This is a genomic window from Streptomyces sp. NPDC058000, from assembly GCF_042886435.1.
Lineage (GTDB): Bacteria > Actinomycetota > Actinomycetes > Streptomycetales > Streptomycetaceae > Streptomyces.
Genome location: NZ_JBHVQS010000073.1, coordinates 1 through 25093, shown reverse-complemented (window position 1 = coordinate 25093; position 25093 = coordinate 1). Strand labels below are relative to the sequence as shown.

Sequence of the window (25093 nt, the reverse complement as noted above, 5' to 3'; positions counted from 1 at the left end):
GGCTCAGCCGTTGTAGGGCTTGGCGTCGAGGATCTTCACCGACGCCTTCTTGCCGTTGGGCAGCTCGTACTCGGCGTCGGCGCCGACCTTCTTGCCGTTCACGCCGGTCCCCAACGGCGACTGCGGGGAGTAGGTCTCGATCTCCGAGCTCGCGTACTCCCGCGAGGCCAGCAGGAACGACAGGGTGTCGTCCGGGTCTCCGTCGAACGCGATGGTGACGACCATGCCGGGAGCGACCACACCGTTGGCCGCGGGGGCCTCGCCGACCTTCGCGGCCTGCAGCAGCTGGGTGAGCTGGCGGACGCGCAGCTCCTGCTTGCCCTGCTCCTCCTTGGCCGCGTGGTACCCGGCGTTCTCCTTCAGGTCACCCTCCTCGCGGGCCGCCTGGATCTTCTCGGTGATCTCGGCGCGTGCGGGACCAGACAGGTACTCCAGCTCGGCCTTGAGCTGGTCATACGCCTCCTGGGTCAGCCAGGTGACGTTCTCGCTGGTCTGGGTCACAGGTGCTCCTCGTCGGTACTGGGGATAAATCAAACGCCCTACCAGGAAGGTTTGCGCCTTCACAGGTGGGCGAAACCACGAGCCTAACAATTCCGGCACAAAAGGGGGAAGAGGAAATTCACAGTGGTCGCGCAGGACTGCATCACCGCTGATCAGAGCCGATCGGGCGGCGCGCCGGCGTCGGCCGATCGAGTCACCGGGCCCTTCCGGACGGTCAGCACCGGACCCCGCCGGCGCGTCCCGTGAGGTCAGCCGTTGCCGGCCGGGGTGCCCGTGCAGCCGACCAGGATGGCGTTGGTCGCGCGCTTCGTCGTCCGCACCGTGACCTCGGTGTCGACCTGTCCCGTGCGCTGGTCGATGGTGATGTCCTTGCGGCCGACCTCGGAACCGTCGGTGGCCTGCGAGCGGAGCGTGCACACGCCGGTGTCGTCCTTGCCCTTGACGACTTCGAGGTGGACCTTGACCGCGTGGTCGGAGACCGCGTCCCAGGTGATGATCCGGCCGCTGAGGTCCTGCCCGGAGATGTACGAGACGCCGAGCCAGCCCACCACGCCGAGCAGGGTCGCGCCGAGCACCGCCCCGATGATCTTGAGCTTGCGGTCCGCGCGCTGGTCGGCGGAACGGCCGTAGCGTCCGTCCGGGAGCCCTTCGCGCACCGCGGTCATGATCCATCCTCCTGGTAGGGGACCGGGGAAGAAGCGGACCCCCGGGGGGTCCCCGCCCCAGGGAATACAGCGCCCCCTCGCTTCGGTCACTATAGGAGGCATCTTCTCCGGCTTTTCACTGAGGATCGAGTCTTGACTGAGCAGCTGCGATTGATGGCGGTCCACGCCCACCCCGACGACGAGTCGAGCAAGGGTGCGGCCACCATGGCCAAGTACGTGTCCGAGGGGGTGGACGTGCTGGTCGTCACCTGCACAGGGGGCGAGCGAGGGTCCATCCTCAACCCCAAACTCCAGGGGGACCCGTACATCGAGGAGCACATCCACGAGGTACGCAAGAAGGAAATGGACGAGGCCCGGGAGATCCTGGGCGTCAAGCAGGAGTGGCTGGGGTTCGTCGACTCCGGGCTCCCCGAGGGCGACCCGCTGCCGCCGCTGCCCGAGGGCTGCTTCGCCCTCCAGGACGTCGAGGTCGCGGCCGGGCGCCTGGTGAAGCTGATCCGGGAATTCAAGCCGCAGGTCATCACGACCTACGACGAGAACGGCGGCTACCCGCACCCGGACCACATCATGACCCACAAGATCACGATGGTGGCCTTCGAGGCGGCCGGCGACCCGGAGAAGTACCCGGAGGCCGGTGAGCCCTGGCAGCCGCAGAAGCTCTACTACAACCAGGGCTTCAACAAGCCGCGCACCCTCGCCCTCCACGAGGCGCTGCTGGCCCGCGGCATGGAATCGCCCTACGGCGAGTGGCTGGAGCGGTGGAAGGAATTCGAGCGGCGCGAGCGGACGCTGACCACCTACATCCCCTGCGCCGACTTCTTCGAGATCCGTGACAAGGCACTGATCGCCCACGCCACCCAGATCGACCCCGACGGCGGGTGGTTCCGGGTGCCGATGGACGTCCAGCGCGAGGTCTGGCCGACGGAGGAATACGAGCTCGCGAAGTCGCTCGTGGACACTTCGCTCCCCGAGGACGACCTCTTCGCGGGCATCCGCAACAATTGAGTCCATGATGAGCGCGACCAGCACCCTCGCCCTGACGCACTTCGTCACCCTTGCCGACAGTTTCGACAAGGACAAGGTGACCCCCGGCGTCCTCGGCTTCATCGTCTTCGCGGTCATCGGCGGCGCCGTGTGGCTGCTGATGAAGTCCATGAACAAGCACATGCGGAAGGTGGACTTCGAGGAGCCCACGGAGGACGGCCGGGCGGGCACCACCGCCCCGGCCGCCGCGGCCCCGGAGCCGAAGACCAGCTGACGGCCCGGCGCCGGGCCGTGGTGCACGGCGCGCGGGCGTACGGACCGGGTGGCGGTCATGGAACCGGCCGTCTGGCAGCGGCCGGCCGACCGGCCCGGCGGCTCGCTGATCCAAGCGGTCAGCGAGCCGTATCGCGGGCCGGACGCCCCGGCTCCGTACCGGCGGCACGCGCCGGCACCGTCACTCCGCGGTGGCCGGTGCCGTCGGCACGCCCATGATCTCCCGGGCGTGCCGGTCCGGCACCATGCCGAGCCGCCATGCCTGCCACCCCGTCTCCGGCTCCACTCCGCGCTCCAACAGCAGCCCGAACGTCTGCGCGCAGTCCTCCAGCTTGGCGTCCCGGTCGTCGTGCCGCTCCCGGACCAGCTGCGCCAGCTCCTCCTGCGCCACCGCCGTGCCGACCACCGAACCGCCCGGTGAGGCGAACGGCAGCAGCGTGCACCGCAGGAACCGCGCCCAGTCCGCACCGCGCCGGTCGCCGTAACCGGCGAAGAGCTGCCCGGCCTCGTCGGCCAACGCCAGCGCCTGGGCCGTCCGGCCGTTGCCGGCGTCGATGATCACCAGCTCCACCACGGACCACGCCTCGCCGTGCACCACCCCGATCCGCTGGAAGTCCTTCCGGGCGTCCTGGAGCAGCTGCCGGGCGAAGCCGCTGTTGCGCAGCGAACCGGTCTGCTCGGCCCGCAGATCCCGGGTCACCCGGCCCGCGTGGTGCCGGGCGCAGGCCAGGCCGTAGCCGTCCTGCATCCGACTGAACATGTTCCGCGAGCGCTCCAGCTGGCGCAGCGCCTCATCGCGCTCCCCACGCTCCTCCAGCGCCTGGCCGAGGTAGTACATCGTCCACGCCTCACCGCGGGCGTCCTCGTGCTGGCGGTGCAGCGGCAGCGCCCGGCGCAACTGGTCCACGGCCGGGCCGGGGTCGCCGTCCACCAGCCGGGCCCGCGCCAGCTGGGTCATCGCCCAGGCCGTGCCGCGGTCGTCGTGGGTACGGCCGTACAGCTCCAGGGCGGCGTGCAGTGCGGCCTCGGCGCCCGGGACGTCGCCCTGCCGCAGATGGACCTGGCCGAGCTGGAAGTGCGCCCACGCCTGGCCGTGCAGGCTCTCGCTCTCCTCATGGAGCACCAGCGACTCCCGCAGCATCTCCAGCGCCTCGGGGAGCCGGGCCCGATCCCGCTCCACCGCCGCCAGGGCGTGCAGCGTCCATGCCCGGTCGCCGCGCATCTCGGGGCCGGCCTGGAGATCGAGCGCCTCCCGCAGCTTGGCTGCGGCCTCGGTCAGGCTGCCCTGCTGCTGGAGCGTGATGCCCAGGTCGCGCAGCGCACGGGCCGCGCCCACCGGGTGCTGCGCCTCGAAATAGAGGTCGACCACCGACGACAGGGTCGTCCGGGCCCGGTCCAGCTCGCCCAACTGGCGGGCCGCGACACCCGTCCGCCACTGCACCGAGCGGACCAGCATCCCCTGGCCGGCCGCCCGGGTCAGCTCGCTCAACTCGCCCAGGCGGTAGAGGTCGCCGCGCAGCAGGCAGTAGTCGCACAGCGCGCCCAGCAGGTGCGAGACGGTGTCCTGGTCCACGTCCTGATCGGCATGGCGCAGGGCGGCGGTGATGAAGCTGGTCTCGTCGTCCAGCCACTGGAGGGCCGCGTCCAAGGACGCGAAACCGTGCGGGCCGAAGCGGTCGGCGCGGGTGGACGTATTGCCGTCGACCAGCCGGATCACCGCGTCGGCCAGCTCCGCATAGCCGCGGATCAGCCGCTCCTGGGCCGCGGCGCGCTCGGCCGGCTCCTCCTCGTCGGTCAGCCGGTCGTGCGCGAAGCGGTGCACCAGGGGGTGCAGGCGGTAGCGCGCGCCGCGGACGTGCTCGATCAAGCCGGTCTCGGCCAGCGCGGTCAACTGCCGCTTCGCCTCCGCGTCCGGGACCCCCAGCAGCGCGGCCGCGGCGGCCACGCCCAGGCTCGCCCGACCCACCAGGGCCAGCCGGCGCAGCAACTGCCGGGCCGGCGGCGGCTGGTCGGCGTAGCGCAGCGTCAGGGCCCGCTCCACCGGTGCCGTCCCGTCGACCGCCGCCAGCTCCCGCGCCAGCGTGGCGGGGGAGCGGCCGCCCAGGGCGGAGCCGACCACCCGCAGTGCCAGCGGCAGCCCGGCGCACAGCTCGGAGATCCGGTCGATCGACTGCGCGTCGTACGGGCCCGCGCCGTCCGCCGGCTCCTCCCCGGCGGGCGCCGCCGACCGCAGCAGCTCCTCGGTGCCCGCCGTGTCCAGCGCCGCCACCGGCAGCTGGTGCACCCGCGCCTCCAGATCCGCGGGCAGTGCGAGCGGCGTACGGGAGGTGACCAGGACGAGGCTGTCGGAGCGGTCCGGAACCAGGGCCCGCACCTGCTCCGCATCCGAGGCGTCATCCAACAGCACCGTCACCGGGAGCCCGGACAGATGCTGGTGGTAGATCTCGGTGAGCCTCCTGACGTGCTGCTCCTGCGAGGGTCGCTCGCGGAACAGCAACTGCTCGCGCGGCGCACCCAGGCGGTTGAGCAGGTGCAACAGCGCGTCCCGGGTCGGCAGCGGCACCTCGCCGGGGGTGTCACCCCGCAGATCCACCAGACACGCGCCGCGGAACTGATCGCGCAGCTGATGCGCCGCCCGCACCGCCAGTGCCGTCCGGCCCGCGCCCGGCTCGCCGTGCAGCACCACCACGATCGGCCGGGTCTCCGTGCTCGCCCGGCCGGCCTGCACCCACTGGACGATCTGGGCCAGCTCCGTCCGACGCCCCGCGAACGGGCCGTCCGGCTGCGGAAGTTGCGCGAACGACCGCTCCAGGACCGACCGCCGGCGGGCCGCCGCACTGCGGTCCGCACCGCGCAGCTGCGGACCCCGGGAACCCTTCCCCGCGGGCTGGGCGGAGGACGCGCCGCCACCCCGGGCCGCCGCGCTCAGCATCCGCTGCTGGTCCAGGAACGGGCGGATGCCGCGCACCTCCAGCGCCGTCAACCACTGGAGCCGCAACTGCTCCGGCCCGCCGGGCTGGCCCCGCATCCCGGCCTGGCGGTGCGCCGCCGGGAAATGACCGGCGGTCAGCTTCACCACCGTGGCCGCCGCGCCCGCGACCAGTGCCGCGGCACCCGCCCCGAGCGCCGGTCCACCGCCCGTGCCGTACGCCAGGTCCGCACCGAACGCGGCCACCGCGGCCACCGCCGACGCCACCGCCGGCGTGCCCAGCTCCTTGCGCGACAGCCGCTCCGCGAGCGGCCGCCGGCCGGCCGCCGCCTCATCCAGCGCGCGCACGTACGCCCCGTACTCCTCCGCCGCGGGGGCGGCCAGCTCGTCCAGGGCCGCCCGGGCCCTGCCGAGCAGCGCCGGCCCGTCGAGCCGGCTCCCCGCGCGGCGCGCCTCCTCCTCGACGGCCCGCGCCAGCAGCTCGTCCGCTTCCTTCCGATGGCCGTTCCGCAGTCCAGCCAGTTCGCCCGGCATGCCCTCCCCCTCCAACAGTCGCCAGCAGTCCTGGCGGTCCAGCGGTCGCCGGCGGATCACCCCTACCCACCGGCGCGTCCCCGCGCCCTCGCGCGGCCCGCCCCGGCGTGATCACCGCCGTACCCACAGTGTTTCGCGTCCGGGCGGTTTCCGGCAGGGCTGTGGATAACTCCCGCCTCTCCCGGAAACCGCTGCCCCATTGGGAGAGGATGGCCTCATGCCGAACCGCCTGGCTCATGAGACTTCCCCATATCTGCTCCAGCACGCCGACAACCCCGTCGACTGGTGGCCGTGGTCCCCCGAAGCGTTCGAGGAGGCCCGGCGGCGCGGCGTGCCGGTGCTGCTCAGCGTCGGCTACAGCTCCTGCCACTGGTGCCACGTCATGGCCCACGAGAGTTTCGAGGACCCGGCCGTCGCCGCGCTGCTCAACGAGCACTTCGTGGCCGTCAAGGTCGACCGCGAGGAGCGCCCGGACGTCGACGCCGTCTACATGGAGGCCGTACAGGCCGCCACCGGCCAGGGCGGCTGGCCGATGACCGTGTTCCTCACCCCCGACGCCGAACCCTTCTACTTCGGCACGTACTTCCCGCCCGAGCCGCGCCACGGCATGCCCTCCTTCGGGCAGGTCCTCGAAGGGGTCCGGGGGGCCTGGACCGACCGGCGCGACGAGGTCGGCGAGGTCGCCGGCCGGATCGTCGCCGACCTCGCGGGCCGCTCGCTGGCCGAGTCGCTGCCCGAGGGCGACCAGCGGCCCCCGCGCCCCGAGGAGCTGCACGCCGCCCTGATGGGGCTGACCCGCGAATGCGACGCGGTGCACGGCGGGTTCGGCGGCGCGCCGAAGTTCCCGCCGTCCATGGTCCTGGAGTTCCTGCTCCGCCACCATGCCCGGACGGGTTCCGCCGGCGCCCTGGAGATGGCCGGGGCGACCTGCGCGGCGATGGCCCGCGGCGGGATCTACGACCAGCTCGGCGGCGGCTTCGCCCGCTACTCCGTCGACCGGGAATGGGTCGTTCCGCACTTCGAGAAGATGCTCTACGACAACGCCCTGCTGTGCCGCACCTACGCCCACCTGTGGCGCGCCACCGCCCGCGACGGAGCCGCTGACGGACTCGGCGACCTGGCCCGGCGGATCGCCCTGGAGACCGCCGACTTCATGGTCCGTGAACTCCGCACCGACCAGGGTGGCTTCGCCTCCGCACTGGACGCCGACAGCGACGACGGGACGGGCCGGCACACCGAGGGCGCGTACTACGTCTGGACACCGGAGCAGCTGCGCGCCGTCCTGGGGGAGAAGGACGCCGAGTTCGCCGCCACGTACTTCGGCGTCACCGAGGAGGGCACCTTCGAGGAGGGCGCCTCCGTCCTCCAACTCCCCGAAACCCACGGCCTGGTAGACGTCGACCGGGTGGCGTCGGTGAGGGAGCGGCTGCTCGCGGCCCGTGCGGAGCGTCCCCGCCCGGGGCGCGACGACAAGGTCGTCGCCTCCTGGAACGGCCTGGCCATCGCCGCGCTGGCCGAGACCGGCGTCTACTTCGACCGCCCCGACCTGGTGCAGGCCGCCACCGACGCCGCCGACCTGCTGGTCCGCGTCCACATGGACTGGCAGGCCCGGCTGCACCGCACCTCCCGGGACGGCACGGCCGGCGCCAACGCCGGCGTCCTGGACGACTACGCCAACGTCGCCGAGGGCTTCCTCGCGCTGGCCTCGGCCACCGGGGAGGGCGTCTGGGTGGAGTTCGCGGGCTTCTTCCTGGACACCGTCCTGGTGCAGTTCACCGCCCCGGACGGCACGCTCTACGACACCGCCGCCGACGCCGAGCGGCTGATCCGCCGCCCCCAGGACCCGACCGACAACGCCACGCCCTCCGGGTGGACCGCCGCGGCCGGGGCGCTGCTCTCCTACGCGGCGCTGACCGGTAGCGCGCTCCACCGGGACGCCGCGGAGCGCGCCCTGGGCATCGTCACCGCCCTCGGCGGCCGGGCGCCGCGCTTCATCGGCTGGGGGCTGGCGGTCGCCGAGGCCGCGCTGGACGGGCCGCGCGAGGTCGCGGTGGTCGGCCCGCCGGACGATCCGGCCACCCGTGCGCTGCACCGCGCCGCGCTGCTGGGCACCGCCCCCGGGACGGTGGTGGCACTGGGCGCCCCCGGGGCGGACGCCGCCGCCGAGGTGCCGCTGCTGATGGCGCGCCCCCTGGTCGACGGTAAGCCGGCCGCCTACGTATGCCGGCACTTCACCTGCGAACGGCCGACGACGGACCCGGAGGAGCTGGCGGAGCGGTTGCGGTCCTGAGGCGGTGCGGCGGGGCCGCGGCCCGTAGGGCGGCGCACCCTCCTCGGCGCCGAGGGGCCCGAACGGCCCCGCCCCGCCCGCCTCAAGTCCTAGGACCAGCGACCGGATTGAACTTGACGCGTACGTCAAGTTTTAGCCTCGGGGCATGAAGAACCGCACGCACCGCGAAGTCCGCCTGGCCGCTCGTCCCGAGGGTCCGGTCACCGATGACCTCTTCGAGATCGTGAAGGTCCCCGTCCCGGAACCGGCGGCGGGCCAGGTACTGGTACGCAACACCCTGATGTCCGTCGCCGCCGTGATGCGCACCCTGATGGACGAGGTCACCACCGTCCCCATGCCCTCCTTCGAGGTCGGCGAGGCGCTCTACGGGGCGGCCGTCGGCGAGGTGGTCGCCGCCCCCGGGACCGACCTCAAGCCCGGCGACCTGGTGGAGCACCGCCTCGGCTGGCGCGAGTACGCCCTGCTGGACGCCGGAGAGGTCCAGCGCCTCGCCCCCGGCCTGCTGCCCGACCCGGCCGGCTACCTCTCGCAGGGGCCCACCGCCCTGATGGGTATCGACCGCGGCGCCGAAGTGCGCCCCGGGGACACGGTGTTCGTCACCGGGGCGGCCGGCGGCGTCGGCTCGCTGGCCGGCCAGATCGCCAAGCTGCGCGGCGCCGCGCGGGTCATCGGCAGTACCGGCTCGCGGGAGAAGGCCGACCGGCTGCTGAAGGAGTTCGGCTACGACGCGGTGGTGATCCGGGGCGCCGGGCCCATCGAGGAGCAGCTGCGCGCCGCCGCCCCGGAGGGCATCGACGCGCTCTTCGACAACGTGGGCGGCGAGCAGCTCCAGGCCGCGATCGCCGTCGCCAACCGCGGTGCCCGGCTCGCCCTCGTCGGCGCGCTCTCCACCCAGCTGTCCGACGGGACGGTGTCCACCACGCCGATCGACACCCTGTCGCTGCTGGCCCGGAGCATCACCCTGCGTGGCGTCGCCCTCTACGACCACCGGGACCTGATCCCGGAGTGGAACGAGCTGTTCGGCCAGGGGCTGCGCGACGGCACCCTCACCTTCCCGCACTCCCGGCTGCACGGCATCGAGCAGGCCCCGCGGGCGCTCCAGGAGCTGATCGCGGGCAAGCATCTCGGCTCCGTACTGGTGGAGTTGTAAGCCGCGGCCTAAAGGTGAGGGGCGGTACCGGGCGATGTCATTCCTCCGGGGGGTTTTCGATCCGGAGGTAGCCTGCAAGGGTGACGACCTTGCTTGGGTACCGCTCGCTCGTCCAGGAGGCCGCGGCGCTGCGGTCCGGTGTGGACGACCCCCTCGACGCGGTGCGCCGCACCTGCGACCGCATCGACGCCGTGGACCCCCGGATCCACGCCTTCGTGCCGGAGCCGGGGCGCCGTGACCGGTTGTCGGCGGCGGCCCGGGAGCTGGCCGCGGCCGGCCCACCGGGACCCGCCGGGCGCCCCGCGCTGTACGGCATCCCGGTCGGGATCAAGGACATCGTGCACGTCAACGGGCTGCCCACCCGGGCGGGTTCGGCACTGCCGCCCGAGGAGCTGACCGGCGCGCAGGCGGCCGTCGTGGACCGGCTGCGTGCCGCGGGGGCGCTGATCGCGGGCAAGACGGTGACCGCGGAGTTCGCGGTGACGGCCCCGGGGCCGACCCGTAATCCGCACAACCCGGCGCATTCGCCCGGGGGTTCGAGCAGCGGCTCGGCGGCCGCGGTCGCCGCCGGGATGATCCCGCTGGCCATCGGAACGCAGACCGTCGGCTCGATGATCCGGCCCGCCGCCTACTGCGGAGTGGTCGGTTTCAAGCCGACCTACGGGCGGATCCCGCTCGACGGGGTGATCCCGAACGCGAGCAGCTTCGACACCCTGGGGTGCTACGCGACGGAGCTGGCGGGGATCGCGCTGGCCGCGCCGGTGCTCTGCGACGGCTGGCGGACCGCGGACGGCGACGGGCCGGGCCGGCCGCCGGTGCTGGGCGTACCGGCCGGCCCCTATCTGGAGCGGGCCGACGAGGAGGCGCTGCGCGCCTTCGCGGCCCAGCGGGAGGCGCTGGCGGCGGCCGGCTACGAGGTCCGCGAGGTGCCCGTGATGGCCGACTTCGCGCAGATCGTCGAGCAGCTCTTCACCATGAACCGCTACGAGGTCGCACGCGCCCACACCGAGTGGTTCGCGCGCCACGGCGTCCTCTACCGGGAGCAGACCACGGCCGCCATCCGCCAGGGTCAGCCGATCGGGGACGCCGCCTACCAGGCCGCCCGGGAGCGCCGTACCGCCTTCCGGGAACGGCTCGCGGCGGACGGGGCGGACGCCGGGATCGACCTGTGGATCGCCCCGGCGGCCACCGGGCCGGCGCCCGCCGGCCTCACCACCACGGGCAGCTCGATCATGTGCCTGCCGTGGAGCAACGCCGGGCTGCCGTCGCTGAGCCTGCCCGCCGGCCGGGCCGCCAACGGGTTGCCGCTGGGGCTCCAGTTGGTGGGCCGGCCCGGCGCCGACGAGGAACTGCTGGCCTGGGCGGTCGACATCGAGTGCGTGCTGAACGGGACGACCGGGGCGCCCGGCGGACCGACGGGCGGGCGCTGGGCCCGGTCGGCCTAGCGCGTCATCACGGGGGACCGAGGGGGCGGCGGATGCGTATCGGGGACGCGGCGGCCGCGGCCGGGCTGACGCCGCGGGCGCTGCGCTACTACGAGCAGCAAGGGCTGGTGACGGCCCGGCGGATGCCGTCGGGCCACCGGGAGTACGACGCGGAGGACGTCCGCCGGCTGCGGGCCGTCCGCGAACTGCGCGAGGCGGGGCTGACCGTCGGCGACGTCCGGGCCTTCGCGCACCTCCTGCACACCCTGCCGCCGGCGGGTATACCGGACCTGATCGGGACGGATCCGGGCTCGGAGCGCTGCGCGGCCGCCGAGGCGGTGGCCCGGCGCCGACTGGCCGAACTGGACGGCCACATCGCGCGGTTGTCCCGGCTGCGGGCGCGACTGGCCGCGCGCCTGGGGGAGCCCGGTGGCCGGCCGGGTGGTCCGGGGCGAAGCGGTCCGGATGCGGAGGGCCGCTCGCTCAGAGCGTGAGTCCGCCGGCCAGGACGTCCATCGACCGGTGGATCAACTCTTCCGGGCTCGCCTCCCGGCTCTCCTCGGCCCAACGCAGCATCGCCTCCTGGAGGGCGGCCAGGGCCGCCGCGCTGATCACCCGGATCCCCAGGTCGTCCGCCGGGCGGCCGGTGCGCTCGGCCAGTGCGGTGCTGATGGTGTCGATGTGCCGGGCGGTGAGCTCCGCGGTGCGGCCCCGGACAGCGGGTATGTCGCGGATCAGCCGGATGCGCTGGACGAGTTCGTCGCGGTCGGTCGCGCTGATGTCGCGCATGATCCCGACCGTGACGTGCCGCAGGGTCTCGGCGAACGGCTCGCCGGCCGGACGGGCCCGGATCCCGTCCGCCAGCAGGGCGTTGTACTCGTCGGTGAGCACGATGTCTTCCTTGGCGGGGAAGTAGCGGAAGACCGTACTGGGGGAGACCTCCGCGGCCTCGGCGATCCGCTCGGTCGGGGTCGCGTCGTAACCCTGCGCCGCGAAGAGTCGGAAGGCGGCCCGGCGGATCGCCTGCCGGGTTTTGATCTTCTTCCGCTCGCGCAGCCCGGGCTTCGACTGACCGGGTGACGCGGTGGCGGAGGTGCATGCGGAGGCCATGCGGCTCATTGTCCCCGGCCCTTCTGTGGCCGACGCATGACGCCTTGACGGAGCTCTGATTGCCGGTGGGGTGTGTCACGCTGCGAAGCGGGCATGATTACTGTCAGTGACGTCCGGAGGGGGGCTCGTGATGCGACCCGCGATTCATGTGTATGCCGTGCTCGCCGCCGCGCTGTGCGTGGGCGGCTTCCTGCTGGGTGGTGGCCTGCTGGTCACGGCCCTGGTGCTGGCCGGGCTGGCGGCCCTGGCGTGGCACGTGGCCGTGGCCTCCCGGCCACGACCGCGGTGGCGCCCGGAGGTGGCCGGGAGGCCGGCCGGGAGACCCGGAGGGCCGGCCGCCCGGGTCCGACCCGCCTCAGGAATGCGTATACGCGACGAGTGAGATGCCCACGTAGTGCACGACGAAGGCCGCCAGGGTGAAGGAGTGGAAGACCTCATGGAAGCCGAACCACCGCGGTGACGGGTTGGGGCGCTTGATGCCGTAGATCACGCCGCCCGCGCTGTAGAGCAGCCCGCCGACGATGACGAGGACGAGGACGGCGATGCCGCCGGTGTGCAGGAAGTCGGGCAGGAAGAAGACGGCGGCCCAGCCCATCGCGATGTAGCAGGGGGTGTAGAGCCAGCGTGGGGCGCCGACCCAGAAGACCCGGAAGGCGATGCCCGCCAGGGCGGCGGCCCAGACCGCCCAGAGCAGCACCTGCCCGCGGGTGCCCGGGACCAGCAGCAGCGTCAGCGGGGTGTAGGTGCCGGCGATGATCAGGAAGATGTTGGCGTGGTCGAGCCGGCGCAGCGCTCCGTCCATCCGCGGGCCCCAATTGCCGCGGTGGTAGAGGGCGCTGACGCCGAACAGCAGGCAGGCGCTGACCGTGTAGATCGCGCAGGCCAGGCGGCCGCGGGGGCTGTCGGCGAGCGCGGTCAGCATGATGCCGGAGAGCAGGACGGCGGGGAACATTCCGGCGTGCAGCCAGCCACGCAGTTTCGGCTTGAGCGGCACGGTCGCGGCGGCCGGCGCGACCGCTTCGGCCGTGGACCCGGTATCGGTCCCGGACGGCGCGGCAGGGGGGCGGCTCTCGGCGGCGTCAGGCGCGGAAGTCATGGCGCAATGCTACCTACGCAACCGTAAGTTACGGATTCGTCCGGAAGTGGTGACGGTCACCACGGTGCCCCCTGGACAGAACCGAATCAGGGTCGGATGATCAAATGAGTGCGGTCGGCACCGGATGAGCGGTCACGAAGCATCCGGGTCGCAGCCCCCAAGGGGCAGATAAGTAAAAGCAGCGGTTTCCTTGACTTATGCACGGGAAGCCGGCCAAACCCCTCATCTAGGAGCGATCGTGGCGCGCGACAACGCGGCTCCCACCCCGACCCGGCACCAGGCCCTGCTCGACTGGGTCGACGAGATAGCGGCGATCACCCAGCCTGACCGGGTCGTCTGGTGCGACGGCTCGGAGTCGGAGTACGAGCGGCTGTGCGAAGAGCTCGTCGAGAAGGGCACCTTCAAGAAGCTCGACCCGATCAAGCGCCCCAACTCGTACTACGCCGCCTCCGACCCGACGGACGTGGCGCGTGTCGAGGACCGCACCTTCATCTGTTCGGAGAAGGAAGAGGACGCCGGCCCGACCAACCACTGGAAGGACCCCGCCGAGATGCGGGAGATCTTCGCTGGTGAGAAGGGCGTCTTCCGCGGCGCGATGAAGGGCCGGACGATGTACGTCGTCCCGTTCTGCATGGGCCCGCTCGGCTCCCCCCTCTCCGCGATCGGTGTGGAGATCACCGACTCCGCCTACGTCGCCGTGTCGATGCGCACCATGACGCGGATGGGCCAGGCGGTCCTCGACGAGCTCGGCAAGGACGGCTTCTTCGTCAAGGCCGTGCACACCCTCGGCGCGCCGCTGGCCGAGGGCGAGCAGGACGTGCCGTGGCCGTGCAACTCCACCAAGTACATCTCGCACTTCCCGGAGTCCCGCGAAATCTGGTCGTACGGCTCGGGCTACGGCGGCAACGCCCTGCTCGGCAAGAAGTGCTACGCGCTGCGGATCGCCTCCGTCATGGCCCGCGACGAGGGCTGGCTGGCCGAGCACATGCTCGTCCTCAAGCTGACCCCGCCGCAGGGCGAGGCCAAGTACGTCGCCGCGGCGTTCCCGAGCGCCTGCGGCAAGACCAACCTGGCCATGCTGGAGCCGACGATCCCGGGCTGGACCGTCGAGACCATCGGTGACGACATCGCCTGGATGCGCTTCGGCGAGGACGGCCAGCTCTACGCGATCAACCCCGAGGCCGGATTCTTCGGCGTCGCGCCCGGCACCGGTGAGCACACCAACGCCAACGCCATGAAGACCCTCTGGGGCAACTCCGTCTTCACCAACGTCGCCCTCACCGACGACGGCGACGTGTGGTGGGAGGGCATGACCGAGGAGACCCCGGCCCACCTGACGGACTGGAAGGGCAACGACTGGACGCCCGCGTCCGGTGTCCCGGCCGCGCACCCCAACGCCCGCTTCACCGTGCCCGCCGCCCAGTGCCCGACCATCGCGCCCGAGTGGGAGGACCCCAAGGGCGTGCCGATCTCGGCCATCCTCTTCGGCGGTCGCCGGGCCAGCGCGGTGCCGCTGGTCACCGAGTCGCTGAGCTGGCAGCACGGTGTCTTCCTCGGCGCCAACGTGGCGTCCGAGAAGACCGCCGCCGCCGAGGGCAAGGTCGGTGAGCTGCGCCGCGACCCGTTCGCCATGCTGCCGTTCTGCGGCTACAACATGGGCGACTACATGGGGCACTGGATCAAGGTGGGGCAGGACGCCGCGCGGGGAGGAGGCCAGGCGAAGCTGCCGAAGATCTACTACGTCAACTGGTTCCGCAAGGACGACGCGGGCCGCTTCGTGTGGCCGGGCTTCGGCGAGAACAGCCGGGTGCTCAAGTGGATCGTCGAGCGGCTGGCGGGCACGGCCGAGGGCGTCGAGACCCCGATCGGCGTGCTGCCCACCAAGGGTGCGCTGGACACCGAGGGCCTCGAACTCTCCGAGAAGGACCTGGACTTCCTGCTCACCGTCGACAAGGAGGTCTGGCGCGAGGAGGCGGCGCTGGTCCCCGAGCACCTGAACACCTTCGGCGACCACACGCCGAAGGAGCTGTGGGACGAGTACCGCGCGCTGGTGCAGCGGCTCGGCTAGTCCTCGCACGCCGGGCGGCGCACCGCCCGGCCTGTGTCACGCCCGCCCGGGGCCCCGCACCACTTGCGTGCGGGGCCCCGGGCGGGCGTTGTGCGGTCCGCTGTCGGCGTTTTCGGGGGTGTCGGGCGGTCGTCACCGGGGCGCGAGCGCCGGGCGGTGGCGGTCAGGCGGTGGCGAGGTCCATGCCGTTGGCATCGTGGGCGGCCAGCCGCTCCTCGGCCAGTGCGATGGCGCCGGCGTCGTCCCGCGAGGTGGCGACGGCCAGGGCGTTCCCGGCGAGGGTGTGGGCGCGCTGCTGGAGGGCCGGTATCCGGGCCGGGTCGCCGCCGTCGGTGGGTTCGGCGCGCAGCGGGTGGTGGCCGCTCAGCCGGGCGACCTCGGTGGCGATGCGGTCGGCCGCCGAGGCGAGGGCGGCGCGCTCGGCGCCGCACCCGGTCAGGGCGTGCAGCTCGTCGGTGACGGTGAGCAGGGCGGTCAGCTGCCCGGCGAGCCGGATGTCCAGCTCCTCCTCGCGGGAGCGGTGCGGGATCCCCGGGGCGACGGCCATGCTGTGGACCGACTTGGTGCGGATCGGTTCGTACATGGGACGGCCTCCTGAAAACGTCTAGGAGGCCATCCTAGCTTAGACTCTGTCTAAAGTTGTGATCCGTATAGAGGTCGCTTCGGGTCAGTACTGTCCGTAACCGTCGAGGAAGCCGCCGATGCGGGTGACGGCGTCCGTCAGCGTGTCCTTGTTCGGCAGCGTGACCAGGCGGAAGTGATCCGGCTCGGGCCAGTTGAAGCCGGTGCCGTGGACGATCATGATCTTCTCGGCGCGCAGCAGCTCCAGCACCATCTGCCGGTCGTCCTTGATCTTGTACACCTTGGGGTCCAGCCGCGGGAAGGCGTAGAGCGCGCCCTTCGGCTTGACGCAGCTGACGCCCGGTATCCGGGTCAGCAGCTCGTAGGCGGTGTCGCGCTGCTCCAGCAGGCGACCGCCGGGCAGCACCAGGTCGTTGATCGACTGCCGGCCGCCGAGGGCGGTGGCGACCGCGTGCTGCGCCGGCATGTTGGCGCACAGCCGCATGTTCGCCAGGATCGTGAGGCCCTCGATGTACGAGCTGGCGTGTGCCTTCGGGCCGCAGACCGCCAGCCAGCCGCTGCGGTAGCCGGCGACCCGGTACGCCTTGGACAGGCCGTTGAAGGTCAGCGTCAGCAGGTCCGGGGCGAGCGCGGCGAACGGGGTGTGGGTGACGCCGTCGTAGAGGATCTTGTCGTAGATCTCGTCGGCGCAGACGATCAGGTTGTGCCGGCGGGCGAGCTCGGCGATTCCGCGCAGCAGTTCCTCGTCATAGACCGCGCCCGTGGGGTTGTTGGGGTTGATGACGACGATGGCCTTGGTGCGGTCGGTGATCTTGCGCTCGATGTCGGCGAGGTCCGGCATCCAGTCGGCCTGCTCGTCGCAGCGGTAGTGGACCGCGGTTCCGCCGGAGAGCGAGACCGACGCCGTCCACAGCGGGTAGTCCGGGGCCGGGACCAGCACCTCGTCGCCGTCGTCCAGCAGCGCCTGCATCGACATCTGGATCAGCTCGGAGACGCCGTTGCCCAGGTAGACGTCGTCGACGGAGAGCTCGATGCCCTTGGTCTCGTAGTGCTGCACCACCGCGCGGCGGGCCGAGAGCAGGCCCTTGGCATCGCCGTAGCCGTGCGCGGTGCCGACCGAGCGGAGGACGTCCTCCAGGATCTCGGGCGGGCAGTCGAAGCCGAACGCCGCCGGATTCCCGGTGTTCAGCTTCAGGATGCGGTGACCCTCCGTCTCCAGCCGCATGGCCTCCTCAAGTACCGGGCCGCGGATTTCGTAGCAGACATTGGCGAGCTTCGTTGACTGGATCACCTGCATGACGGCCACTCTACGGGCGCGTAGCGCTGCCCGCCGGGTGGTTTTCGCCACGCAGTCGACGGATGGCGCGGAATCGTTCACCCGGTGTGACCGGCATTACGTGCTGATTTCGTTGCGGGGCCGCCGATGGTCCTGTTCGGGCCCGTACGCCGGGCTAACCGTGCCGGCCCGGGGTGCGCCGGATCGCGCGGCCCGCCAGGACGTCGGTGCGGCGGCCGTCCTCGATGACGAAGCGGCCGTCGATCAGGACGTGCGGGATGCCGGTGGGCAGGGTGCGCGGGGCGTCGAAGGTGGAGCCGGCGGCGACCGTCTCCGGGTCGAAGAGGACCAGGTCGGCGCGGTACCCCTCACGGACCAGACCGCGGTCGGGCAGCCGCAGTCGGGCGGCCGGGCGCGACGTCAGGTGCGCCACGCACTCCTCCAGGGACAGTACGCCCAGCTCGCGGACGTACCTGCCGAGGTACTGGGGGAAGGTGCCGTACGCCCGCGGATGCGGTTTGGCGCCCTGGAGGATGCCGTCGCTGCCGCCGGTGTGGACCCGGTGCCGCATGATCTGCCGGACGTTGTCCTCGTGGCCGACGTGCTGGAGGATCGTCGGGCCCAGCCGGTCGGCGCGCAGCAGGTGGCGGGCGGCGTCCCAAGGCTCCACGCCGCGCTCGGCGGCGCCGCGGGCGAGGGTCGCGCCGACCCAGCCGGCCAGTTCGGGGTCGGTGACGCCGGAGATCTCGACGGTGTCCCAGTCGATGGGGACGCCGTGGCAGCCGTCCGACCCCTCGACCTCCAGGGCGTGCCGGACGGCCGCCGCGGTGGTGTCGTCGGCCAGCCGCGCCAGGATCGCCTCCGGGCCGCCCTCGCTGGCCCAACTGGGCAGCATCGCCACGAGCGTGGTGCAGCCGGGGGTGTACGGATAGGTGTCCAGGGTGAGGTCGGCGCCGCCGTCCAGGGCCTCGTCCAGGAGGGCCAGGAGTTCGGGCGCCCGGCCCTCGTTGACGCCGAAGTTCATGGTGGCGTGGGCGAGGTGCAGTGCGCAGCCGGCCTCGCGGGTGAGGGTGATCATCTCCTCGTACGCGGCCAGGGCGCCGGCGCCGTAGGAGCGGTGGTGCGGGCAGTAGTAGCCGTCGTAGCGGGCCACCACCCGGCACAGTTCGGTCAGTTCGGCGTCTGAGGCGTACATGCCCGGGGTGTAGGTGAGGCCGGAGGAGAGGCCCACCGCGCCCTGCTCCAGGCCCGCGGCGACCAGCTGCCGCATCCGGTCCAGTTCGGCGTCGGTGGCCCGGCGGTCGTCCCAGCCGACGGCGAGCATCCGGACGGTGCCCTGGGGGACGAGGTAGGCGGCGTTGACCGCGATGCCCTCGCCGTCGAAGCCGTGGTCCAGGCGGTCGAGGTACTCGCCGACGGTGCGCCAGGTGAAGGCGAGGGAGGAGTCGTCGGGGCCCCCGCCGTTCCAGCCGGTGATCTGGGCACGGACCGCGGTGAGCGTGCGGTCGTCGACCGGGGCGTAGGACAGGCCGTCCTGGCCGAGGACTTCGAGGGTGACGCCCTGGGCGGCCTTCGCGGTGTGCGCGGGGTCCCGTAGCAGCGCCAGGTCGCTGTGCGCGTGCATGTCGATGAAGCCGGGGGCGAGGGCGAGGCCGGCGGCGTCCACGGTGCGGGCGGCGGACGGGCGGGGGCCGCCGGCCGACTCCTGGTGGATGGCGGCGATCCGGCCGCCGGCCAGGGCGACGTCGGCGCGGTAGGAGGGGCCGCCGGACCCGTCGATGACGCGTACGTCGCGGAGCACGGTGTCCATGGGCGGGCTGCCTTTCTCGGGCGTTCTCGGGCGTTCTCGGGCTTGGCTCGGCTTGGCGCGGGTCCGCTCGGGCGTTCTTGAGCCGTCCGGGGCCGGTCGATCGGGGTCGGGTCAGGGTCGGATCAGGGGGATGTCGGGGGTGCTCCGAGGCGGTCGGCGCACCCCCCGCGGGTATCAGAAGAACGTGCGGATGAAATCGACGACCGTGCCGTCCCGCTCGACCAGCGGGATCAACTGCCATTTGTCGAAGGAGGTGCAGGGGTGCGACAGACCCAGGGCCACCCAGTCGCCGACCTCCAGGTCCCCGGCGTGCTCGGTCCGCACCCAGGCGTGCTGGTCGGACAGGCCGGTGACGGTGAGGTCGGCCGCCGGGCGCAGGGTGCCGTCCCGGCCGGAGCGCACGGCCTGCGCCTGCGGCAGGTCGAGGTCGTACGCGGCGTCCCGCTTGCCGGCGTTGAGGAACGCCTGCTCGGGGGTGGGCCGGGAGACGACCTGCGCCCAGAGCCGGAAGGCCGGCTCCAGCGCCCCCTCGTCCGGTACGCGGTTGAAGGGGGTGAGGTGGCGGTAGTGCCCGTCGTCGTGCGAGACGTACGCGCCCGAACGCAGCAGTTTCAGGACCGGCGCGGAGAGCTCGGGGAGCACCGCGAAGACCTCGGCGACCGCGTCGAACCACGCGCTGCCGCCGGCGCTGACCACGATCTCGTCGAGGTCGGTGAAGCGGCCGGCGGCGTCGAGGTCGGCGGCCAGCGCGACCAGCCGGCGCAGCCACGCGGTGACCCGCTCGTGGTCGGCGTCGGGGACCTCGCCCTCGTAGCCGGCCACGCCGACCAGGCGGAGGGTGTCCACGCCCGCGATCACATCGGCCAGTTCGCGGCACTCGGCCTCGGTGCGGGCCCCGGTGCGGGCCCCTTCGCCGGCGCCCAGTTCGATGACCACGTCCACCGGGCGGGTGGCCTCGGCGGCGCGCAGGGCGGCGTCCATCAGCTCGATGCCGCGCACCGAGTCGACGTAGCAGACGAAGCGGAAGTCCGGATCGGCGGCGAGTTCGCCGGCCAGCCAGTGCAGCGCGGCGGCGTCGACGACCTCGTTGGCCAGGAAGATCCGCTGGATGCCGAAGTCGCGGTAGACGCGGGCCTGGTGGGGGACGGCCGCGGTGATTCCCCAGGCGCCGTGCGCCAGCTGGCGGGCGAAGAGCTGGGGGGCCATGGAGGTCTTGCCGTGGGGGGCGAAGGCCAGGCCGTGCCGGGCGGTGTAGGTCTCCAAGAGGGCGAGGTTGTGCTCGACCGACTCGGCGGAGAGGGCCAGGACGGGGGTGGTGAAGCCGTCGGTGAAGAGGTTGCGGCGCTCGGCGGCCAGCTCCCCGACGGTGAGTCCGGCGGCGTCCGGGGGGAGCGCCTTGAAGCGGTGATCGACCTTGTCGTCCGCGAGGTTCTTGAGTTCCTGCGCGAGCCGCTCGCCGGCCATGGAGCCTCCTCGAAGAGTGTGTTGCATCCTCTGCAACACCCATTGCGCATATCGCTTACTGCTGTCTAACATCCGAGCCATCGCCCGGTCAATGGTGGGCAGACGTCGGGACCGACCGTGCGCAGCACGCCGCGGGCGAACGGACGATCCGGCCCCGCACCGACCGGGAAACGGCCCGAACCCGCGGCATGGCGAACCCCGCCCCGAGCTCTCCGGAGGGCTCCGAGCAGGGCACCCCCATCGGCGGCACAGCGAAGGAGCGCAACCGATCGTGACCAGGTCCTCGAACGTCAGCGACACCCCCGTCCCGGCGGCCGGCGCCGCCCCGGACGTCGATGTCGTCTGCCTCGGCGAGTCCATGGTCACCTTCCTTCCCACCGCCCCCGGGCCACTCGCCGACGTCCCGGCCTTCGAGCGCGCCATCGGCGGCGCGGAGTCCAACGTCGCCTGTGCCCTCGCCCGTGCCGGTCACCCCACCCGCTGGATCTCCCGGGTCGGCGCCGACGGCTTCGGCGACCACCTCGTCCGGGAGATCGCCGGGTACGGCGTCGACACCCGCGCGGTCCACCGGGACCCCGCCCGCCCCACCGGCATCTACTTCCGCACCGCGGGCGACCGGGCCACCGACGCCCACGAAGTCGCCTACTACCGCGCCGGCTCGGCCGCCTCCGCGATGGCCGCGGCCACCATGGACCTGGCCGCCCTCCGCGCCGGCCGGGTGCTCCACCTCTCCGGGATCACTGCCGCGCTCTCCGCGGACTGCCTCGGCCTGCTGCGCACCCTCATGGCCCACCCGTCGCCCGACCCCCGCCCCTCATGGCCGGCGCTGCGCGCCGACAGTGCCCGCCCGTCGCCCAGCCTTCCCCAAGCTCTCAACTCTGTTCGAGCAGGGGAGACCCCAATCCCCTCACGGCCGGCGCTGCTCGCCGACACAGCTCGTCCGGCAGTCGACCACGACACCCCGGCCGCCCCCGCCCGCCCGCTGATCTCCTTCGACGTCAACTACCGGCCGCACCTCTGGTCCGGCGCGCAGGGCCCGCAGATCCTCCTCGACCTGGCCCGCACCGCCGACGTGGTGTTCGTCGGCGCCGACGAGGCCCTGGCCGCCTGGGGCCTGCCCGACCCCCGGGCGGTCCGCGCGGCGCTGCCCGAGCCGGAGACCCTGGTCGTCAAGCTCGGCGAGGCCGGGGCGCTGGTCTTCCGACACGCCCCGGGCACTCCCGGCCGCGACGAGGAGCCCGCCGGCACCCTCGTACCCGCCCCCACCGTCGACGTGGTCGCCGCGATCGGCGCCGGCGACGCCTTCGCCGCCGGATTCCTCTCCGCCGCCCTGCGCGCCCTGCCGCTGCGCACCCGGGTCCGGCACGGCCACCTGTGGGCCGCCGCCGCCCTCACCGTCCCCGGCGACCTCGCCGCGCCGCCCGCCCGGGCCCTGGCCGACCGCCTTGCCGCGCTCGACGACGACGCCTGGGGGACACTGCACCTCGGCCCCGGCTGGACGGACGCCAGGGAGGCCCCGGACCAGGAGGTACGCACGCAGTGAACGAGCGCAGCGAGAAGACCATCGACAGGTGCGCCCCCGGCGCAGGCCGGGCCGAGCGGAGCGGGGCACGCGCATGAGCCAGACCGTCGACCGGGCGCTGAGCATCCTGCCGCTGCTCGCCGAGGGACCCGCCGACCTCGGACAGGTCGCCGACCGGCTCGGCGTGCACAAGTCCACCGCACTGCGGCTGCTGCGCACCCTCCACGAGCACGGCCTCGTCTACCGCCAGCCCGACCAGCGCTACCGCCTCGGGGCCCGGCTCTTCGCCCTCGCCCAGGAGGCCGTGGAGAACCTCGACGTCCGCGAGATCGCCCACCCCCACCTCGTCGAACTCAACGAGAAGTGCGGCCACACCGTCCACCTCGCCGTCTACGAGGAGAACGAGGTCCTCTACATCGACAAGGTCGAGAGCCGCTATCCGGTCCGGATGTACTCCCGGATCGGCAAGCCGGTGGCGATCACCGTCGCCGCGGTCGCCAAGCTGCTCCTGGCCGACCTGCCCGAGGCCGAGCGCCGCGCCCTCGCGGACAAGCTCGACTACCCCCGCTACACGTCCCGTTCGACGCCCGACGCCGCGGCCTTCCTGGCCGAGCTGGCCAAGGTGCGCGAACAGGGGTGGGCCACCGACCTCGGTGGCCACGAGGAGTCCATCAACTGCATCGGCGCCCCGATCCGCGGCGCGGACGGACGGGTGGCGGCCGCCATGTCGGTCTCCGCACCGAACGTCGTCGTCAGCGCCGAGGAACTCCTCGCCCTGCTCCCGCTGGTGCGCCGCACCGCCGACGCCGTCAGCCGGGAGTACTCCGGCACCACAAGCCCCGGCCACAAGCCGGTCCCGTGAAGCACGTCTGAAGGACACACATGAGCGAGAAGATCGCCCTCACCCCGGCCACCCACACCACCCCGCCCGCGAAGTTCTCGCACGGCGTCAAGAAGGGCAACCTCCTCCAGGTCGCCGGCCAGGTCGGCTTCCTGCCGGCCGTCGAGGGCCAGGCCCCGACGCCGGCCGGTCCGACGCTGCGCGAGCAGACCCTCCAGACCTTCGCCAACGTCCGGGCCATCCTCGAAGAGGGCGGCGCGACCTGGGACGACGTGATGATGATGCGCGTCTACCTCACGGACGTGGACCACTTCGCCGAGATGAACGAGATCTACAACGCCTACTTCGAGGAGCAGGGCCTGACGGCGGCCCCGGCCGCCCGGACCACCGTCTACGTGGGTCTGCCCAAGGGCCTGCTCATCGAGATCGACGCGCTCGCCGTCCTGAGCTGAGGCATCACCCCCCTTGCACCGCCCGCCGTTAGCGCACCGCCGCGCGCACCGTTCGCCGCACGGCACGGCACCCCGTACGACCGGGGTGCCGTGCCGCGGTCCCCCCTGCCTGGACACACCCGGCCTGACAACGGAGTCACCCATGGTCCTCGCTGCCGCGACCCCTGCCCCGCCACCACCGCACACCGGTGGACTGCTGGCCCTGATACCGGGCACGCCCGGCCTCCTGACCGTCGCCGCCCTCGGCATCGCCCTGCTGCTCTTCCTGATCATGAAGGTCAGGTTGCAGCCCTTCGTCGCCCTGCTCGGCGTCTCCATCGCGGTCGGCCTGGCCGCCGGCCTCTCCGTCACCGAACTCTTCGGCACGGTCCAGAAGTCCGACGCGGTCTCCATGATCGAGACCGGGATGGGCGGGATCCTCGGCCACGTCGCGATCATCATCGGCCTGGGCACCATGCTCGGCGCGATCCTCGAAGTCTCCGGCGGCGCAGAGGTGTTGAGCGCCCGGCTGCTGGCCCTCTTCGGCGAGCGGCGCGCCCCGCTGGCGATGGGCCTGACCGGCCTGATCTTCGGCATCCCGGTCTTCTTCGACGTCGGCATCTTCGTCCTGGCGCCGCTCGTCTACGCCGCCGCCAAGAAGAGCGGCAAGTCGATCGTGCTGTACGCCATGCCGCTGCTGGCCGGGCTGTCGATGACGCACGCGTTCCTGCCGCCGCACCCCGGACCGGTGGCCGCGGCCGGCCTGTTCAAGGTCGACCTGGGCTGGGTCATCCTGATGGGCGTGGTGTGCGGGGTGCCCGCGGTGCTGGCGGCCTGGGGCTACGCCGCCTGGATCGGCAAGCGGCTGTTCGTGCCCGTCCCGCAGGACATGGCGGAGGCCGCGGAGGAGGCCCGGGCCGCGGTCGCCGCCGAGCAGGTGACGAGTGGGGGTCCCCCCTGCTCGGAGCTTGTCGGAGAGCTTGGGGGAGACACTCCGCGGGAGCGGCCGGTCGCGCTGGGCACCGTCCTCGCCATCATCGGCACCCCGCTGGTGCTGATCCTGCTGGCGACCTTCTCCTCCATCGCGTTGCCCCCCTCCAGCGGCCGCTCGGTCGTCGAGTTCTTCGGCCACCCGTTCGTCGCCCTGACCCTCGCCCTGCTGCTGGCGTACTACCTGTTGGGCGTGCGGCGCGGCTGGTCCCGCAAGTCCCTGGAGACGGTCTCCACCTCGTCCCTCAAGCCGGTCGGCAACATCCTGCTGGTCGTCGGCGCGGGCGGGATCTTCGGTGCGGTCCTCAAGGGCAGCGGGGTGGCCACCGCGCTGTCGGACACCTTCCACCACGTCGGCCTGCCGGTGATCGTGCTGGCCTACCTGCTCTCGCTGGTCCTGCGGGTGGCCCAGGGTTCGGCGACGGTGGCGATCGTGACCACCGCCGGGATCGTGCTGCCGCTGGTCGAGGCGCAGGGGCTCTCCCAGGCGCATCTGGCGCTGGTCATCATGGCGATCTCGGCCGGTTCGATCTTCGCCTCGCATGTGAACGACGGCGGATTCTGGATGGTCAGCAAGTACTTCGGGATCTCCGAGCGCGACACGCTGAAGTCCTGGACGGTCCTGGAATCGGTGCTCTCGCTCGCCGGATTCGCGATGGCGGCGGTGGTGAGCCTGCTCGTCTAGGAATACGCGGTGTGCTTCACCGGCGGCGGTGTCCCGGAACACGAGGTGGTGTTCCGGGACACCGCCGCATTGCCCCGCACATGGTGCGTGGATCGGCGCAATGACCGGGCTTCGCAGCTCACTTGGCCTTGCCGTACGGCCCTTCCTCGCCTATCGACCGGCACCTGCGGTCCGCGTCAAGTCGAGGTGGTCGAAGGGTCGTTATGGGGTAGGGAACTGCTCGACATTGAGTGTGCACGAGTGTCCTCAAGGTCACATGGGTGAGTTTTCTCGGTTCCGATCGCCGTCTTGATATGTAGTTGCATATTCTGATCTGCGGGTTCTTCAACAGAATCTGTCAAGTGCCTCAGGGAAGGGGGGTGTTGGTCTTGGTTGGCTCGAAGCAGAAGCAGATCCGCCCGATCGAGGTGCCGTTCGTGGCGATAGGGCCGTCGGGCGTTGCTGTGCGTGACCGTCTCAAGTACCTCA

21 protein-coding genes are annotated in these 25093 nt (G+C 72.4%); 12 read left to right on the top strand and 9 right to left on the bottom strand.

Going from position 1 to position 25093, the window contains the following annotated elements; all coding sequences use genetic code 11:
• Positions 1-3: 3 nt before the first annotated feature.
• Complete coding sequence (greA, locus tag ACFVT2_RS38480) at positions 4-501, bottom strand: transcription elongation factor GreA (RefSeq protein WP_390025880.1); 498 nt, start codon at positions 499-501, stop codon at positions 4-6.
• 248 nt (positions 502-749) lie between these two features.
• Positions 750-1166, bottom strand: coding sequence for a DUF4307 domain-containing protein (locus ACFVT2_RS38475; protein ID WP_390025879.1), 417 nt, complete (start codon positions 1164-1166; stop codon positions 750-752).
• Positions 1167-1298: 132 nt separating this feature from the next.
• Between ACFVT2_RS38475 and mca the strand changes: the two genes are divergently transcribed.
• Both mca and ACFVT2_RS38465 read left to right on the top strand, forming a co-directional pair.
• Positions 1299-2171: a mycothiol conjugate amidase Mca gene (gene mca, locus ACFVT2_RS38470; RefSeq protein ID WP_390025877.1), complete on the top strand. Its 873-nt coding sequence runs from the start codon at positions 1299-1301 to the stop codon at positions 2169-2171.
• A 4-nt stretch (positions 2172-2175) separates the two neighbouring features.
• Entirely contained in the window at positions 2176-2424 is a 249-nt protein-coding gene (locus ACFVT2_RS38465; protein WP_390025876.1) for a hypothetical protein, read from the top strand.
• 180 nt (positions 2425-2604) lie between these two features.
• On the opposite strand, the gene ACFVT2_RS38460 is transcribed toward ACFVT2_RS38465, so the two are convergent.
• A complete protein-coding gene (locus ACFVT2_RS38460) occupies positions 2605-5886 on the bottom strand; it encodes a tetratricopeptide repeat protein (RefSeq protein ID WP_390025901.1) in 3282 nt (1093 codons plus the stop codon).
• A 217-nt stretch (positions 5887-6103) separates the two neighbouring features.
• Between ACFVT2_RS38460 and ACFVT2_RS38455 the strand changes: the two genes are divergently transcribed.
• The 4 genes from ACFVT2_RS38455 to ACFVT2_RS38440 all read left to right on the top strand — a co-directional run bounded on the left by ACFVT2_RS38455 (position 6104) and on the right by ACFVT2_RS38440 (position 11244).
• Positions 6104-8176: a thioredoxin domain-containing protein gene (locus ACFVT2_RS38455; RefSeq protein ID WP_390025874.1), complete on the top strand. Its 2073-nt coding sequence runs from the start codon at positions 6104-6106 to the stop codon at positions 8174-8176.
• A gap of 145 nt (positions 8177-8321) precedes the next feature.
• Entirely contained in the window at positions 8322-9326 is a 1005-nt protein-coding gene (locus ACFVT2_RS38450; protein ID WP_390025872.1) for a zinc-binding dehydrogenase, read from the top strand.
• Positions 9327-9406: 80 nt separating this feature from the next.
• Entirely contained in the window at positions 9407-10771 is a 1365-nt protein-coding gene (locus ACFVT2_RS38445; RefSeq protein WP_390025870.1) for an amidase, read from the top strand.
• A 32-nt stretch (positions 10772-10803) separates the two neighbouring features.
• Positions 10804-11244, top strand: coding sequence for a MerR family transcriptional regulator (locus ACFVT2_RS38440; RefSeq protein WP_390025868.1), 441 nt, complete (start codon positions 10804-10806; stop codon positions 11242-11244).
• Here ACFVT2_RS38440 and ACFVT2_RS38435 read toward each other — a convergent pair.
• A complete protein-coding gene (locus ACFVT2_RS38435) occupies positions 11234-11860 on the bottom strand; it encodes a TetR/AcrR family transcriptional regulator (RefSeq protein ID WP_390025866.1) in 627 nt (208 codons plus the stop codon). The genes ACFVT2_RS38440 and ACFVT2_RS38435 overlap by 11 nt on opposite strands.
• A 130-nt stretch (positions 11861-11990) precedes the next feature.
• Between ACFVT2_RS38435 and ACFVT2_RS38430 the strand changes: the two genes are divergently transcribed.
• Positions 11991-12242, top strand: a complete 252-nt coding sequence (locus ACFVT2_RS38430; protein ID WP_390025864.1) for a hypothetical protein — start codon at positions 11991-11993, stop codon at positions 12240-12242.
• On the opposite strand, the gene ACFVT2_RS38425 is transcribed toward ACFVT2_RS38430, so the two are convergent.
• Positions 12216-12956: a hemolysin III family protein gene (locus ACFVT2_RS38425; protein WP_390025862.1), complete on the bottom strand. Its 741-nt coding sequence runs from the start codon at positions 12954-12956 to the stop codon at positions 12216-12218. The genes ACFVT2_RS38430 and ACFVT2_RS38425 overlap by 27 nt on opposite strands.
• 238 nt (positions 12957-13194) lie before the next feature.
• Here ACFVT2_RS38425 and ACFVT2_RS38420 point away from each other — a divergent pair, with 238 nt between their 5' ends.
• Positions 13195-15024 (top strand): phosphoenolpyruvate carboxykinase (GTP), encoded by a 1830-nt coding sequence (locus ACFVT2_RS38420; protein WP_390025860.1) that lies wholly within the window; start codon positions 13195-13197, stop codon positions 15022-15024.
• A gap of 163 nt (positions 15025-15187) precedes the next feature.
• Here ACFVT2_RS38420 and ACFVT2_RS38415 read toward each other — a convergent pair whose 3' ends face one another.
• From ACFVT2_RS38415 to ACFVT2_RS38400, 4 genes are all read right to left on the bottom strand, one after another.
• Complete coding sequence (locus ACFVT2_RS38415; protein WP_390025858.1) at positions 15188-15607, bottom strand: hypothetical protein; 420 nt, start codon at positions 15605-15607, stop codon at positions 15188-15190.
• Between the two features lie 84 nt (positions 15608-15691).
• Positions 15692-16903 (bottom strand): pyridoxal phosphate-dependent aminotransferase, encoded by a 1212-nt coding sequence (locus tag ACFVT2_RS38410; RefSeq protein ID WP_390025856.1) that lies wholly within the window; start codon positions 16901-16903, stop codon positions 15692-15694.
• Between the two features lie 154 nt (positions 16904-17057).
• A complete protein-coding gene (locus ACFVT2_RS38405) occupies positions 17058-18692 on the bottom strand; it encodes an amidohydrolase family protein (protein WP_390025854.1) in 1635 nt (544 codons plus the stop codon).
• 174 nt (positions 18693-18866) lie between these two features.
• A complete protein-coding gene (locus ACFVT2_RS38400) occupies positions 18867-20156 on the bottom strand; it encodes an amino acid deaminase (RefSeq protein WP_390025852.1) in 1290 nt (429 codons plus the stop codon).
• A 271-nt stretch (positions 20157-20427) separates the two neighbouring features.
• On the opposite strand from ACFVT2_RS38400, the gene ACFVT2_RS38395 reads away from it, so the two are divergent.
• The 4 genes from ACFVT2_RS38395 (at position 20428) to ACFVT2_RS38380 (ending at position 24625) form a co-directional block, all read left to right on the top strand.
• A complete protein-coding gene (locus tag ACFVT2_RS38395; RefSeq protein WP_390025850.1) occupies positions 20428-21699 on the top strand; it encodes a sugar kinase in 1272 nt (423 codons plus the stop codon).
• 73 nt (positions 21700-21772) lie between these two features.
• On the top strand, positions 21773-22540 hold the full coding sequence (locus tag ACFVT2_RS38390; protein ID WP_390025848.1) for an IclR family transcriptional regulator: 768 nt from the start codon (positions 21773-21775) through the stop codon (positions 22538-22540).
• 20 nt (positions 22541-22560) lie between these two features.
• On the top strand, positions 22561-22971 hold the full coding sequence (locus tag ACFVT2_RS38385; RefSeq protein WP_390025846.1) for a RidA family protein: 411 nt from the start codon (positions 22561-22563) through the stop codon (positions 22969-22971).
• Positions 22972-23113: 142 nt separating this feature from the next.
• Complete coding sequence (locus tag ACFVT2_RS38380; RefSeq protein WP_390025844.1) at positions 23114-24625, top strand: GntP family permease; 1512 nt, start codon at positions 23114-23116, stop codon at positions 24623-24625.
• Positions 24626-25093: the final 468 nt, after the last annotated feature.

Excerpts from the sequence above, each read along its gene's own strand:
- ACFVT2_RS38475 (WP_390025879.1), bottom strand. The coding sequence starts at position 1,166 with ATGACCGCGGTGCGCGAAGGGCTCCCGGACGGACGCTACGGCCGTTCC.
- ACFVT2_RS38465 (WP_390025876.1), top strand. The coding sequence starts at position 2,176 with ATGATGAGCGCGACCAGCACCCTCGCCCTGACGCACTTCGTCACCCTT.
- ACFVT2_RS38460 (WP_390025901.1), bottom strand. The coding sequence starts at position 5,886 with ATGCCGGGCGAACTGGCTGGACTGCGGAACGGCCATCGGAAGGAAGCG.
- ACFVT2_RS38455 (WP_390025874.1), top strand. The coding sequence starts at position 6,104 with ATGCCGAACCGCCTGGCTCATGAGACTTCCCCATATCTGCTCCAGCAC.
- ACFVT2_RS38450 (WP_390025872.1), top strand. The coding sequence starts at position 8,322 with ATGAAGAACCGCACGCACCGCGAAGTCCGCCTGGCCGCTCGTCCCGAG.
- ACFVT2_RS38440 (WP_390025868.1), top strand. The coding sequence starts at position 10,804 with ATGCGTATCGGGGACGCGGCGGCCGCGGCCGGGCTGACGCCGCGGGCG.
- ACFVT2_RS38435 (WP_390025866.1), bottom strand. The coding sequence starts at position 11,860 with ATGGCCTCCGCATGCACCTCCGCCACCGCGTCACCCGGTCAGTCGAAG.
- ACFVT2_RS38430 (WP_390025864.1), top strand. The coding sequence starts at position 11,991 with ATGCGACCCGCGATTCATGTGTATGCCGTGCTCGCCGCCGCGCTGTGC.
- ACFVT2_RS38425 (WP_390025862.1), bottom strand. The coding sequence starts at position 12,956 with ATGACTTCCGCGCCTGACGCCGCCGAGAGCCGCCCCCCTGCCGCGCCG.
- ACFVT2_RS38415 (WP_390025858.1), bottom strand. The coding sequence starts at position 15,607 with ATGTACGAACCGATCCGCACCAAGTCGGTCCACAGCATGGCCGTCGCC.
- ACFVT2_RS38410 (WP_390025856.1), bottom strand. The coding sequence starts at position 16,903 with ATGCAGGTGATCCAGTCAACGAAGCTCGCCAATGTCTGCTACGAAATC.
- ACFVT2_RS38405 (WP_390025854.1), bottom strand. The coding sequence starts at position 18,692 with ATGGACACCGTGCTCCGCGACGTACGCGTCATCGACGGGTCCGGCGGC.
- ACFVT2_RS38400 (WP_390025852.1), bottom strand. The coding sequence starts at position 20,156 with ATGGCCGGCGAGCGGCTCGCGCAGGAACTCAAGAACCTCGCGGACGAC.
- ACFVT2_RS38390 (WP_390025848.1), top strand. The coding sequence starts at position 21,773 with ATGAGCCAGACCGTCGACCGGGCGCTGAGCATCCTGCCGCTGCTCGCC.
- ACFVT2_RS38385 (WP_390025846.1), top strand. The coding sequence starts at position 22,561 with ATGAGCGAGAAGATCGCCCTCACCCCGGCCACCCACACCACCCCGCCC.
- ACFVT2_RS38380 (WP_390025844.1), top strand. The coding sequence starts at position 23,114 with ATGGTCCTCGCTGCCGCGACCCCTGCCCCGCCACCACCGCACACCGGT.